This is a genomic window from Terriglobus roseus DSM 18391 (genome assembly GCF_000265425.1).
In the GTDB taxonomy this organism is placed as follows: domain Bacteria; phylum Acidobacteriota; class Terriglobia; order Terriglobales; family Acidobacteriaceae; genus Terriglobus; species Terriglobus roseus.
This window is the reverse complement of the sequence record NC_018014.1, coordinates 3,582,855-3,596,422: the sequence shown is the minus strand read 5'-3', so window position 1 is coordinate 3,596,422 and position 13,568 is coordinate 3,582,855. Positions and strand designations below refer to the sequence as shown.

The following is a 13,568-nucleotide window of genomic DNA, read 5'->3' as shown; positions in this document are numbered from 1 at the left end:
GGGGTGTTCGCGAGCCTCCGACATCATGGCTCTATGAGCGGTCACCCGTTCTACTGGCCGTCTTTCGTAGCCGCTCAGACGCTTTTGCAAGTCAGCGCGGCATTCCGTAAACCCGCCGGCTCCGGAAGTTTCGGATCTCCGCCGGTCTGGAGAAACTGGCAGAACTTCGCAAAACTGAAGTCTGATCACTGGGGTAAGCACTAGTACTAATCAAATCACAAAAGATGGGCCAAGCAGCCTATTAGCTCCTAATCAGCTTCGCAGGCGTTTTAACTAGTCGTCTGGACCTGTTACATTCTCTCAACAGTCGTTGAAGGAATGTGTTGCATCTCTGGAACTCAATCCTTTTCACTCCATCTATGTCGACCTGATCGTGACGCCGGTCACACAAGCCCGGTAGTCCAAGCGGATGGATGGGCAGCAGTCTGCTGACGATCTCGAGCTTGCCGCCGTTCTGCAGGGAGGTACTGATGCCGGTCGCGAGCAAGCTGTGCGCGCTGATCTTGGTTCAAAGCCTCTGCCGCAGACGCCATTCCTGAGTCATTATGTGCATGTTGGTTTGAGCAATCGAGTGCAATTGCTTACCGCGGCTGAGGGCGAAGATTGTGCGCCGTGGACGCGAAGGCAGGCCATTGCGACCAGCCTCCAATTTCCGTCCATAACCGGCAGTCGAAAGAATTGACCTGTATTCACGCCGAGTGCGGCGCGACTTGACGCTCCATGCTCCGACGTGCGGACCGCTATTCTCCTCTCGATTGGCATCCGCGGCAGGCCAGACCATCGCGCTGATTGAACTGGGCGGCGGCTACCGGGCGGCGGACAAGTCGCTGGGCATAGCAGCGCCCACGGTTGTCGCGGTGCCGGTTAATGGTGGTAAGAACAGCCCCAGCACCGCTGACGGCGCCGACGGAGAGGTGATGCTGGACATTGAAGTTGCCGCCGCCGTCGCGCCCCGCGCGAAGATTGCTGTCTACTTCGCGCCGAACACCGATCAGGGTTTCGTGGACGCCATAACGACTGCGACACACGACACCAAGAACAAGCCCACCGTAATCTCCATCAGCTGGGGTGCTCCAGAATCAAGCTGGACCGCGCAGGCGCGCAGCGCGCTGGACACTGCGTGCAAGGCAGCCGCGGCGCTCGGCATTACGGTCACTGTAGCCGCTGGTGACAACGGCTCCGCGGACGGCGTGGGCGATGGTGCCAATCACGTCGACTTTCCAGCAAGCAGCCCAAACGTACTGGCGTGCGGCGGCACCAAGCTCGTCGCTGCCAACAACACCATCACGTCTGAAGTAGTGTGGAACGAAAGCGCTAGCAACGAAGGCGCAACCGGCGGCGGCATCAGCACAGCCTTCGCCCAGCCGAGTTGGCAGGCAGGCATCGCTGCCACTAAGAGCGGCCGCGGCGTGCCAGACGTGAGCGGAGACGCAGACCCAACCACCGGGTATCAGATTCTTGTCGATGGCCAGACCATGGTCATCGGAGGCACCAGCGCCGTCGCTCCACTCTGGGCCGGACTCATCGCGCTGGCCAACGCCAAAAACAAATCCGCCGCCGGCCTGCTGCAGCCAAAACTCTACGGAGCCAAGGGTCGCAAGCCTTCCGCGATATCACCACAGGCAACAACGGAGCATTCAAAGCCGCAGTAGGGTGGGACGCCTGCACCGGCCTTGGATCGCCAATCGGCAGAGCCATCATCAGCCTGCTCGCCACGGCCTCCAGCACCAAATCAAGACAGAAGACCAAAGCCACCTAGCGTCGTGCGGATGAGAATCTTCCCAGCCCTTTCAATCTGCAGTAACTGATTCGGCTCCCGCTAGATCTGCCCCTCATCAGGCGGATTGGCTCGCATCGTATGCGACGAAACCCACTTCTGATGTTCGGCCCGGCTCAATTTCTCGGCGATCTCTCTAGAGCTTTGGGTAGCTATCCTGCTGCGGCTGGGAGGAACGATCGCATCCTGTTTCTGGCACCTGCAAGCAGTCGAGAGAAAGATCTTCATGTTGTCCCAGTCTCTCCCGTGGCGCCAAGCCATGAAGAGAAGCGTTCACCGCGTCAGCCAACCCGTGTCAAAAGTTGGACCAGTCAGGGAACTGAAGTTGCGGAGATTGCTGCCCGTATATCGTCTCCACTCAATCGCAGGGTTCCCACGCGGTCTGTCGAGAGATCGTGCACGCCAATTCGAACGATCTGATCTCCTGCTGACTGCAGCGCAATCGTGCTGTGTAGCTTTAAGCCCTCTTCCAACATTGCCTGGTAGCGTTCAGGCGTAAGAACGATGGTGGCACGGTCCTGCCGATGTCTATGATCTTCTCGTTCGAGTCGTACAGCGCTGTCGGCTGTTAACCGAAGGGTTGTAGGTTCGAGTCCTACCTGCGGAGCCAATAGTTCAATAGTTTGCGCATAGTGGATCAGTATCCTGCCGGATCGCTATGTCGCAAACTATGACGTAGCTTTTGAGATTCGACAGTATTGTTAGCAGAAGCGGCTTCATGTCCTCAGGCGTAAACGACTTTCGTAGCCTGTTTTGCGACAATGTCGAACTTCGTACCCTGCGTCCATTCGGGCATAACCATCTGATTCGGGTTCATGCCGAATGCCATCTGCACCGACAGCGGCATAGCTTCTGCGCGAAATCCCACTCCTCCGGGCGCCGATAGAACTCCCAAGCTGTCCTCTGGCACCGGTCGGATCGAGATCGTCTCAAAGCCCTTCGGCGTTGCGTCGCTCCTTACATTCTGCGCAATTGCCCGCCCTGTTCCAGACACGCCACCGACGCCTATCGCTAGCGCTATCAGTGCAAGGCAGAGTCTCCTTTGGAAGCGCGGATTCATCCGATAGGGCCGCTCGAGCATAATCGGCATCTCATTTCGATTGAAATTTTTCGCAAGAGCCGCATGTGTATATTCGGCTGGCAGCGAAGTTGAAAAGCAAGTCAGAAGCCGCTGGGCCGGCGTCAGACCTGGTGTCTGCAAAGCCTTTAATGACTTGCACTGCGTCACTCGGGAGCATCCTACTTTTGATGAAGATTTTAGTTGTTGATATCGGTGGCACTCACGTCAAGGTTGCCTCAAGCGACCATGTCGTTCCCCTCAAGATCGTCTCCGGGCCCGGGATGACTGCTCAGAATATGGTCGATCAGGTGCGCACTGCCACCGAAGGTTGGGAGTACGACGCGATCTCCTTTGGCTATCCAGGGCCGGTCGCAAAGGACGGGCCCTTGGCCGAACCCCACAACCTTGCCGCCGGATGGGTAGGCTTCTCGTACGCACAAGCTTTCCCTGGCAAGAAGATCCGATTCATCAATGATGCTGCCATGCAGGCACTTGGCGGCTACCGCGGTGGTCGGATGCTCTTTCTTGGGATTGGTACAGGTCTCGGCTCCTGTCTCATCTTTGACGGCACCATCGTTCCCCTCGAACTCGCTCATCTCCCATATAAGAAAGGCCGCACCTACGAGCAGTACATCGGCCTTGCTGGTCTGGAGCGGCGTGGGAAGAAGGCGTGGCGCAAATCCGTCTTGAAGATTGTCGCTCTCTTACGTGCCGCTACGGTTTGTGATTCTGTGCTGCTCGGCGGCGGCAATGCGAAGCTGATGAAGAAACTACCAAAAGGCACTTCCTGCGGCGCGAATAGCAACGCGATTCAAGGTGGCTTCGCTTTATGGGCCGCGCCCTCTTCCTTTGGCCGAGCAGGTGATTGAACATGATGCGGCCAGCTGAGTTGGGGTGTAACGAGCGCTGTTTATTCTGCCCTACAGAGAATTTGAACGACGGCAGGCTCTCGCCGTAGATTGCTTCCGTGTATCCAATCATCAGCAAAGTTGGCCACGGATCAGCAAGGCAACATCCAGGCGACCCGGATCATCCGCTTTGCCAAATTGAAATTCCCTCCCCGATCTGGGACATCGCAGATGACGATCGACTCAGCTGCGCGTACCCAACCAGGACTAATTCCAAGGCCTGGGGGAGACGCGCGTCCGATTCACCAGAACTCGGTCAGAACCTATTCCATGTGCTACGACGGGAGGAGAATGTGCGAAGCAGGCTAGTGCTTCGCGGACGAACTCTCGATTCGGATCGATGCGCCATCGCGACCCAAGCTCTTTTGAGCGGCGGCCATGACTTTAAAGATTTCCAACGTTTCGTGTTCAGGGATTGGGGACTTCCCGGTTCGCGCAAACTCAAGAATCTGTCCGACCAAGGGCGCGTATTCAGAGGAGAGGTTCAGCAGTTCAGCTTTGCCGCCACTGTGAAACAAGAGGGCGCCGTAGGTCGATTCGGGATGGATCAGGCGGACAGTACCGATCCGGCCATCACCCCATGTCAGCCGGAGAATGTCCGTGTCCGCTGTGCGCGACTGCGCGACCTCCACCACACCCGGCCCCATCAGGCTGAAGATCGATTCGATGGAGTGGATCCCGTAGTAAGTCAAATCCAATGGAAAGCCGTCGATGAACTTACCCGGGCCCCATGTCTCCGCGCCGATCAGGTTCTGCAGATGTTGTTCATGGCCGTAGCGAAGGGATGAACTGCTGAACCATGGTATGTGGCGCTCATCCAACAGCTTGCTTAAAGCGACGGCGTCCTCAAGCGAACCGGCAAGCGGTTTGTCGATGAAGATCGGCTTGCCACATCGGGCCGCCTCCGCCACTTCTTTCATGCGTTGGCTGACGTCTACGCTGAGGAGCAGAAGTGCATCGGACGTTGCGCATAGGTCGCTGATTGAGTTGACGAAAGGAATCGACCACGTGTGCATCAGCGTGTCTGAAATCTTGACGATACGGTCACGACTGATGGAAAGCGTCGCGCTGCCACCCCGATAAGCCGCAGTCACACGTCCTCCACGGACATGGTCCTTTGCCATGCCGTCGTTCAGGATGCGCGTGAACTCCACGGCATGGGTCGAGTCTGTGCCCACAATCCCAAAGCGAAGTTCAGCGGATTGCTGCGCATGGCCTGTTGCCGAGCCCAGCCCAATGAATGCGGCCAGACCCCATGCAGACCATGCGCGTCTTACTCTGCGACCTGTCTCCACACTAGCTCCTTAAAAGATGAGTTTCGCACCGAGTTGCAGGATACGCGTGGTTGCAGCGCCGGTAATTCTGCCGAACGCCGCCGCGCCAACCGTGACACCCGGCGTGTTGTAGCTGGTCAGGTTCAGCGCATTCGTGCCGTCTGCGCGGATCTGCAGGCTGCTCTCGCGGAAGAGAGGGAACTGGCGCATGAGTGACAGATCCACATCCTTGTAGAAAGGCCCGGTCATCATGTTGCGTGACGAGTTGCCGTCGACAGCAGCTCCTGTCGTCGCAGCGTTCTGCTGGAATGCCGTCGTGTTGAACCACTGGCTGACGCTACGATTTGCCAGGTGAAAGTCGCCCACTAATTGCGCACGATCATTGGTGCTGCTGCCGTCCAGATTTGCGTCCAGCCCGTTCAGGATTGTGTAAGGTGTCCCGCTGTGCAGCTTGGTGATGGTCGAGATCTGCCACTGGTTCAGCACGGCGCGCAGCAGACCGCGATCGCCCCGGTAGACCGTTGGTTTCCAGACAATGGCAACGGAAGCCATGTGGCGAAAGTCGTCCGAGGCGCGGCCGCGTTCCGCGGTCAAGTTGTAATTATTCTGCGCGCCAGAAAAGCTGGTGGTGCTGCCGAGGTCCACCGTGTCAATCGTCTTACTCCAGGTGTAATAACCGTTCACGCTGAGAGAACTGCCAAGCCTCTGCCGCACTTCAATCTGCAGTGAGTCATAGTAAGCACTCTGCGTGGAGTCGATCAGGTTGACCGGTCCATAGATTGGATTCGGGCGACGTGACAACACATTGGCGGCTGTCGTCGAGGCTGTCGCGTTCGGCCGTGGTGCGTTCACATCTGGGCCAAAGGGAAGGTGCTTGCCCAACGAACCAACATAGGCCACCTGGATACCAAGGCTCTTCGTGACCTGCTGCTGGATGGAGACGTTCGTCTGATAGGTATACGGCCACTTGAAGTTCTGCCCGATACCGGATGCGGCAGCACCCGTGACAAAGCCGAAGGTGAACGGAAACGGGTTCGCGATGTTGCCGGTGGTATTGATCCGGTATGGGTTAGCCAGGGTTGCGCCCGTAATGACACCGGCATTGGGATAGCTGTAACTCAGAGCAAAGGGCTGATAGTTCTGCGGGATATTCCACTCGTTGCCGGAGACACTGCCGAAGTACATGCCGAAGCTGCCGCGGATCGATGTGGTGCCATGTCCGCTGGGGTCGAACGCGAAGCCGAAGCGCGGCGATACATGGCCATACTTGACCGCGACGATGCCACGCGTCACACCTGGATCGCCCGGGAAAAGCTGACCGACCGGTGCATTCGGGTAAACGACGGACCTGGCTCCCGGAACGTAGGTCGTGTTCTTGTTCTGAGGATCGGTGGGCGGCGTCTGGATATCCCAGCGCACTCCCATGTTCAGCGTGAGTTGGCGGGTGGCCCGATAATCATCCTGCACAAAGAAGGCCGTGTTGAAGCTGTTGGTATAGCCGTATGTGGGCGAAGCCTGCACCACAGAGGCGGGGGTGCCAATGATGAAACTCGCCAATGCGTTACCCGCATACTTCACGGCGGGACCCGCCGTGCCCGGCGCAACGGTGCTGCCGGCGGTGATCGTTGCGTTGAAGGTGAACGTGCCGTAGTTTGGCTGCGTGGCGATCTGGATATCCTTGTCCAGCGCGAACTCACCACCCATCCGCAGAGAGTGCTTGGCGTGCGTGAACGTTATCAGATCGCGTACCGAATAGAAGTTGGTTCCAGCCTTCGGGCCGGCGATGCCTTCCGCGAGGCTGAAGAAACCGGTTACCGCAATGGCCGGCAAAGCCTTCGGACCCTGGATCGTATATGTGCTGCCAAGATCGCCGAGTGAGGTCGCGGGGGTGTTGAGCCGGCCTGCAAGGTTGCGTGTGTAGGCCAACCATACCTGATTCACAATGTTCGGGGTCGCGACACTCGTCACGCTGATGATGGCGTTCTGCTGACGCCACTGGTAGTTGATGGTGGACCATGGAAGATTCGGACTGCCGGATTGCTGCGACGTGTTACCGCTGGTGTTGAAGTATTCCACCATCACCTTGTTGCGGTCGCTCAGTGTCTGGTCGATCTTGGCGAGAAACTCGTCCGTGGTGTACTGCGTTGGAAAGTAGCCTTTCCATTGATTGGTGCCAACATTCGCCTGTGGGATGTACTGGTCGATCACGCGTCTTGCCACCGCGTCCTGCCGGTTTGCGCAGATCACTCCTGAGACACCGTTACAGGTAAAGAAGGTACCGGTCACCGGATCAATCGGCCGCTGCGCGATGGGATCGGCGGAGAAGTCGCCGTTGCGTTCTGCCGCCGTTGGTACGCCGGCACCGGTGAGGAAGGTGCTCGATGTCTGCCGCAGGCCGGCGTAGGAGCCGAAGAAAAATGTCTTGTCCTTACGGACAGGGCCGCCAACGGCTGCGCCAAACTGGTTGCGGTTCAGCGGTGCCTTCGGCAACGCGGACGAGCCCCAGTCGCGCGCCTTCAGTGCATCGTTACGGAAGAACTCAAAGATCGAACCGTGGAAAGCGTTCGTGCCGGAGCGCGTAACAACGTTGATCACGCCGCTTGAGAAACGTCCCTGGTCTGCGCCGTAACCGCTGGTCTGAACGCGGAACTCCTGCGTGGCATCTGGATTGGGAACGATGTTGCCCGTGTTACGCAGGGCCGTCATGTTTGTAGCGCCGTCCAGGTAATAGTTGACGGATCCGGTGCCAGCGTCCACGCCACCATTGATCTTGGTGCGCTGCTCCGGAAAGCCCAGCACGATGGAGTTTGCGTTCGACTGGACGCCCGGGGTGATGTCCAGCAGCGTATACGGATTGCGATCGACCAGTGGCAGTTCTGTGATCTGGCGACGCTCGATGGTCGTGCCAATCTCTGCGCTTGCCGTGTTCACCGTTGCCGCACCGGCGATGACATCCACCTGTTCGCTGGCAGCGCCCATCTGCAGCTTGGTGTCCAGGGTGGAAGCGACTCCTGCAAAGAGTGTGATGTCCTTCTGCACCTGCGTCTTGAACCCTGCCGCAGTGATGGTGAGCTGATAGCGACCGGACGGAAGCAGGTTAATGCGGAACTCGCCTTGTTCATTCGCAGTCGCCGTGTAGGTCTGGTTGCGGTCCACGTCGAGGAGCACCACAGACGCATTCGCCACGGCTGCGCCGGACGCATCAGTCACAACGCCGACGGCAGACGTGTTCGTAACCTGGCCGAAGGCTACGTTCGCAAGAACCGCAACGGCTGCAAGGGGAAGTAAGGTCCTGGTGCGCATGGGCTCTCCAAAGTGAAGAAGGAATAAATTTTAGGTGACAGGTACTGAAATATCAGTATTGGTCAGTGGTGTCAATTGATTAATTGCATCGATCCAGCAGCCGTTGCGGGATTAAACTGAGCGGGATCCTATGACAGTCACAACTCATGTCCCGTTCGGCGCCAGCCTCTCGCACGAAGCCTATCTACAGATTCGCGAAAAGATCCTGCGCGGTCAGATCCCTATGGGTGGTGTGCTTTCGCGCCGACAACTCGCAGAAGAGCTGGGCATGAGTTTTCTGCCTGTGACGGAAGCGGTGCAGCGGCTGGAGAGCGAAGGGTTGGTGGAGAGTAAGCCGCGCGTGGGTACGCGTGTGCGGATCCCAACGCCGAACGATATTCGAGATCGCTACATCATTCGAGAGGCGCTGGAGACACAATCGGCTCGGCTGTTCTGCGAGCGCGCCAGCCAGTTGGAGCGGCGCGGTCTGCAGGACATGGCGCATCGACTGGACGAAGAGGCGGGCCGCGTCTCTTCGGATCCTTCCGCGCAGTATGCTTTTCAGTCCTTCCATCTACAGTTCCACATGCAGATTGCGCACTGGGCCGGCAGTACGCTGCTGTGCGAGATGCTGGAGAAAAATCAGCTGCTCGTCTTCAACTGGCTCTTCGATATCAACGCGGAGTCTTCCTTGCCTGCAGGCCGGCACACGGAACTCGCGGCGGTACTCACCGGGGACGATCCGGACGCTGCAAGTCTCGCTATGGGCAATCACATCCGGTGGGGTATGAGCGAGATCCAGGAGGCGATTGCGCGCCGTTTCAGCGTGAGTCTGCCACCCATTGGCCGAATGGCACGTGAGACATCCGCACCACAGAGAGCGGTGGTTGTGAAGCCAAAGAAGCAATCTGCGAAGAAAGCCGCGAAGAAGGCAGCGAAGAAATCTACGAAACGTAAATCCGCATAACGCGGTCAGGAGGAGCCTTGCATCTCCTCCTGACCGATCCTCTATCTGGGTGTGGGCTGTATGAAATTCAGAAGCCACACCGTGCCTGGATCTTCCGTATTCTCCACCGCGAAGCAGAGATCGTGAACGCCTGTAGTACCGGTGACTGCTGCGGACGGCAATGGCACTACGCCATCCTTACGCCACGCCGGTGCAAGCGGCACAGTCGTCAGCACCGGGCCTTTGCAGCTATCCACGTGAACTACGACCTTCGCCGTGGTGATGGTATTACTGGGCGCCGGCATTGGGCGATTGCCGGACCGGAAGATATACGGGATGCTCCCCATGCCTAATGTCACGCCGCTAAAGCGATCAAGATCTGCCTTGCGATAGATCCAGCACGGATTGGAATAGACCACCCGAAAGACGGGACGCTCCGCGTTACGCGGTGGATCCTGCTCCATCTGGATGCCGGCGGAACCTGTGCAGGCATCCAGTTCGCGGCTGTCGCGCCGAAGGGTCGAGGCGAGTGTAATCTTCTGCGCGATGGGCAGGCCGAGCGCCGTGCTGCCGTCGAATGCGAGCGCATGCACCTCGGAGGGGAGCGGAACCTGCAGCGCGCCGCTGAAGACGGGCGAGGTCTTCACCACAGGCGATCCATCCAGCGTGTAGCGGATCTCGCCCAGGTTTCCCTGCGTGGCCAGTTGCAGGCTCGCATGGTCGCCGGTACCCGTTGGAGTGGCATGTGCCTGCACCTCGAAGACACTGAGCGCGGGCTTCATTCCGGCATCTTGTGTGCGTTGCAGATCCGCAGGCAGCCGGTGCAGGAAGTCCTTGTAGTCGCGGCGATCGTCCGGGGACCATGCCATCTCGGCGAGTGCTGCGGCGCGCGGAAAAAGCATGTGCTGAACGCGGTCCTCGGTCAGCACATACTCGCTCCAGATGGAACCCTGCACGCCGAGTACATGCGCCTGCTCGGCTGCTGTGAGCGTTGCGGGAAGAGCCTTAAAGTTGTAGACGTCAGCAAGTGAATTTACTGGGTCGCGGCCAGCGGTCTCGTCCGTTGCATCGCTCTGGCGGTAATTGAAGTACAGCGGACGGTTCGGCGTCAGGATCGCATCATGGCCCTGCTTCGCTGCGGAAACAGCTCCTTCCATACCTCGCCAGGACATGACCGTGGCGTTGGGGGAGAGGCCGCCCTGCAGAATCTCATCCCAGCCCACTAGCCTTCGACCGTGCGCATTGATGAACTTCTCCATGCGACCCATGAACCAGCTCTGCATAGCATCTTCATCATGGATGCCGAGTTCTTTCATCTTCGCCTGAACGGTCGGGTTGGCCTTCCACTGGTCCTTCAATGCCTCATCGCCGCCAACGTGGATGTACTCTCCGGGAAAGAGTTCCATCACCTCGGTCAGTACGTTCTGCAGAAATTCGAAGGTGGCATCGTCGGTGTTGAAGAGTGTGGGATAGATCCCCCATCCCACGGGCATGCCCGGTAGACCCTTGGCGCTGCCCAATTCCGGATAGGCAACCAGTGCAGCAGTGGCGTGGCCCGGCATCTCGATCTCGGGCACGACCGTGATGTTGCGTTCCTTCGCGTAAGCCACGATATGGCGGATCTGATCCTGCGTGTAGAAGCCGCCGTAAGGGCCGGTTGCTGCGTTCGAACCGGCCTGCCAGGGTGGCATGGTCTGCGGACGGAAGCCGCCGACCGACGTGAGCTTTGGGTATCGCTTGATCTCGATGCGCCAGCCCTGGTCTTCCGTCAGGTGCCAGTGGAAGGTATTGAGCTTGTGCTCAGCCATGTAATCGAGCAACTGCAGAATGAACTGCTCACTTTGCATGTGACGTGCTGAATCGAGCATGATGCCGCGCCACCGGAAGCGGGGCCCGTCTTCAATGTGCACGGCGTTGATCGATCCCGGCGCATGAGCCATCATCTGCCAGAGGCTGATCGCGCCGTAGAGGTAACCAGCACGGCTTGCCGCGGTAATTGTCACGCCGGCCGGCGTGACATCCAGTGCATAGCTCTCGTCGTTCCCACCCTGCGCGGGCTTGCGTGCATCACGATGCACGAAGGTAAGCTGCGGTGCCTTGCTTTTTGAAGTCGTAAGCAGGGCAGGTGTGTGCGTTGTTGCGAGTAAGCCCTGCAGATACCGTGTCACGGAAGCTGCGTCGGCATCAGAGGATGCCGTATGAACCGCAAGACCCCGCCGAAGATCCAGCATGCCTGAAGACGTCTCCACATGTGCGGGCGCAGGCGTTACGGAGATGGCAGTCTGTGCCTGCGAAGTAGCAAAAATCGAAGCCGAACAGAATGCGACCGGCAACAGTGCGCGTTTGGTGCGAGACATCGTCTTCAATGCGTTCTCCCTCAGGGTGCGTTCTTCAGTTGTTCTGCAATGCCAACATCGAGCGGCCTTCTACCAGCACTTCAATCAGAGCTAACGTGTCGTCCGCAGCGGACCAACGGAAGAGCAGCAGGTCCGCCGACGAACCAACGGCGAGCCTTCCGCACGGTGCATTCAGGAAACCGCCGGGAATCTCAGTCGCCATCCGCACGGCATCTCGCAGAGAAGAGCCAGGCAGTCCAGCGGCGAGCGCCACCGCATCTTTCAGAGCAATGCCCGATCCAGCCAGCAGACCTGTGTCGCGCATGCGGACGGAGCCATCCGCACCTACGATGACATCACCGCCAATGGGGGAGTGATACAGCCCTGGCTTGCTGCCCGCAAGTGCAACGGAATCGGAGACAAGCACGGACCGTTCGATGCCCTTCGCACGCAGCATCACGCGAAGCACGTCCGCTGGCAGATGCACGCCATCCGCGATGAACGTTGCGGTCAGTCGATCCTCTGCGAGCTGTGTCCAGATCGGATTCGGATGACGTGGCAGTTCGGCCGCGATGCCGTTCCCCAGGTGTGTCGAAAGCTGTGCTCCTGCGTCAACCGCAGCGCAAATCTGTTCCGGGGACGCATGCGTGTGTCCCAACGCCACCGTCACACCACGATCGCGCAGAGCGCGGATGTACGTCGCAACGTCCGGCCAGTGCGGTGACAGAGTGACCAGCTTGATCAGGCCATCTGCAGCCACCTGCAACGACTCAAACTCTGTCAGCGATGGTGGTCGAACATGCTCCGCGGCATGGGCACCACGATAGCCATCGATTGGAGAAATGCTTGGCCCTTCCAAATGGACGCCCGGCACCGCATGGGCGACGACCGTGGAGTTGCGGCGAGCTTCTGCAATGGTCCGCAGCCGCGACTCCATCTCTGGATGCGCGGCTGTGATGACCGTTGGAAGATAAGCCGTTGTGCCACGTGAGGCGAGCAGCAGAGTCAGTCGTTCGATCGCTTGCGCATCGCAGGCGGCAGCGTTCAAGTCGATTCCGCCATAGCCGTTTACCTGCAGATCGACGAGACCGGGCGCCAGCCACAGATCGTCCACGTTTCCGCTGTACGGGCGAATGGACGCGACGCGTGTGTCCAGGACCTCAATCTCGATCGTCTCGAGTGTAAGGGCATCGCGACCACGGAGATTGCGTACGCTGCTCACCGTTGCGTCAGTCCTGCCGCAGATTCCGCATCGAGGTAGACAGTGCACCCCGCGTGGGTCCGAAGGATAGAAGCAGGGCACCCCGGATCGACTTCGCCGGTAAGCGCACGTGTCACAGCGGCCTCCTTCAACTTGCCCGGTACGCAGCAGAAAAGCTTGTCTGCTCGCAAGAGCCTTGGAATGGAAAGTGTCACAGCATGCGTTGGCACATCATTCAATGTGGGAAAGAGACCTTCCTCGACTTGCTGCACGCGACTCAGACGGTCCAGTTCCACAACGCGGACATCCCGAGGCTCGGCAAAGTCCGCAGGGGGATCGTTGAACGCGATGTGTCCGTTCATGCCGATGCCCAGGCAGATAATATCGATAGCATCCTGCGCCATGAGCTTCGCGTACTCGTCCGAGCAGCGTTCGGCATCCGCACCGGGATCGATCAGGTGAACTGCGCGAAGCTCGACCTTACCGAAGAACTCACGCGTGAGCCATGCACCGAATCGTTGCGGCGCATCCGCCGGCAGGCCCGTGTACTCATCCATGTGAAACGCTTCGACCCGATTCCAATCGATGCTGCTCTCCTGCGCGAGCGCTTGCAACATCTCGCTCTGACTGGGTGCCGCCGCAAATATCATGCGCACCACAGCCTGCGTGTGGAGGCGTGCGCGAAGCTCCTGCGCGACGTCCGAAGCAGCGAGCCGCCCCATCTCCTGCGGTGTGGATGAAACGTGAACGACTGGATGCCGGACTGGCGTGATGACTGTCATAC

9 protein-coding genes are annotated in these 13,568 nt (G+C 58.9%); 3 read left to right on the top strand and 6 right to left on the bottom strand.

The window, feature by feature from the left end; all coding sequences use genetic code 11:
- Positions 1-755 precede the first annotated feature (755 nt).
- The gene (locus TERRO_RS14585; protein WP_052313348.1) at positions 756-1,652 is read left to right on the top strand and encodes a S53 family peptidase; all 897 of its coding nucleotides are present in this window, start codon (positions 756-758) and stop codon (positions 1,650-1,652) included.
- Positions 1,653-2,501: 849 nt separating this feature from the next.
- Here TERRO_RS14585 and TERRO_RS23190 read toward each other — a convergent pair.
- A complete protein-coding gene (locus TERRO_RS23190) occupies positions 2,502-2,645 on the bottom strand; it encodes a DUF3738 domain-containing protein (protein WP_157178362.1) in 144 nt (47 codons plus the stop codon).
- A gap of 257 nt (positions 2,646-2,902) precedes the next feature.
- Between TERRO_RS23190 and TERRO_RS14570 the strand changes: the two genes are divergently transcribed.
- A complete protein-coding gene (locus TERRO_RS14570) occupies positions 2,903-3,706 on the top strand; it encodes an ROK family protein (protein WP_245536103.1) in 804 nt (267 codons plus the stop codon).
- A 344-nt stretch (positions 3,707-4,050) separates the two neighbouring features.
- Here TERRO_RS14570 and TERRO_RS14565 read toward each other — a convergent pair whose 3' ends face one another.
- Both TERRO_RS14565 and TERRO_RS14560 read right to left on the bottom strand, forming a co-directional pair.
- Positions 4,051-5,040, bottom strand: coding sequence for a Gfo/Idh/MocA family oxidoreductase (locus TERRO_RS14565; protein ID WP_014786455.1), 990 nt, complete (start codon positions 5,038-5,040; stop codon positions 4,051-4,053).
- 9 nt (positions 5,041-5,049) lie between these two features.
- On the bottom strand, positions 5,050-8,322 hold the full coding sequence (locus tag TERRO_RS14560) for a TonB-dependent receptor (RefSeq protein WP_014786454.1): 3,273 nt from the start codon (positions 8,320-8,322) through the stop codon (positions 5,050-5,052).
- A gap of 130 nt (positions 8,323-8,452) precedes the next feature.
- Between TERRO_RS14560 and TERRO_RS22175 the strand changes: the two genes are divergently transcribed.
- Positions 8,453-9,268 (top strand): GntR family transcriptional regulator, encoded by an 816-nt coding sequence (locus TERRO_RS22175; RefSeq protein ID WP_014786453.1) that lies wholly within the window; start codon positions 8,453-8,455, stop codon positions 9,266-9,268.
- Between the two features lie 41 nt (positions 9,269-9,309).
- On the opposite strand, the gene TERRO_RS14550 is transcribed toward TERRO_RS22175, so the two are convergent.
- Genes TERRO_RS14550 through TERRO_RS14540 form a run of 3 tightly spaced genes read right to left on the bottom strand, consistent with a single transcriptional unit; the run spans position 9,310 to position 13,566 of the window.
- Positions 9,310-11,604, bottom strand: a complete 2,295-nt coding sequence (locus TERRO_RS14550; protein WP_014786452.1) for a family 20 glycosylhydrolase — start codon at positions 11,602-11,604, stop codon at positions 9,310-9,312.
- A gap of 34 nt (positions 11,605-11,638) precedes the next feature.
- Complete coding sequence (locus TERRO_RS14545) at positions 11,639-12,805, bottom strand: N-acetylglucosamine-6-phosphate deacetylase (RefSeq protein WP_014786451.1); 1,167 nt, start codon at positions 12,803-12,805, stop codon at positions 11,639-11,641.
- The gene (locus tag TERRO_RS14540) at positions 12,802-13,566 is read right to left on the bottom strand and encodes a 6-phosphogluconolactonase (RefSeq protein WP_014786450.1); all 765 of its coding nucleotides are present in this window, start codon (positions 13,564-13,566) and stop codon (positions 12,802-12,804) included. The genes TERRO_RS14545 and TERRO_RS14540 overlap by 4 nt, the downstream gene beginning before the upstream one ends.
- Positions 13,567-13,568: the final 2 nt, after the last annotated feature.

Bases quoted from the DNA above. Each gene is read 5' to 3' on its own strand.
- TERRO_RS14560 (WP_014786454.1), bottom strand. From the start codon at position 8,322: ATGCGCACCAGGACCTTACTTCCCCTTGCAGCCGTTGCGGTTCTTGCG.
- TERRO_RS22175 (WP_014786453.1), top strand. From the start codon at position 8,453: ATGACAGTCACAACTCATGTCCCGTTCGGCGCCAGCCTCTCGCACGAA.
- TERRO_RS14550 (WP_014786452.1), bottom strand. From the start codon at position 11,604: ATGTCTCGCACCAAACGCGCACTGTTGCCGGTCGCATTCTGTTCGGCT.
- TERRO_RS14540 (WP_014786450.1), bottom strand. From the start codon at position 13,566: ATGACAGTCATCACGCCAGTCCGGCATCCAGTCGTTCACGTTTCATCC.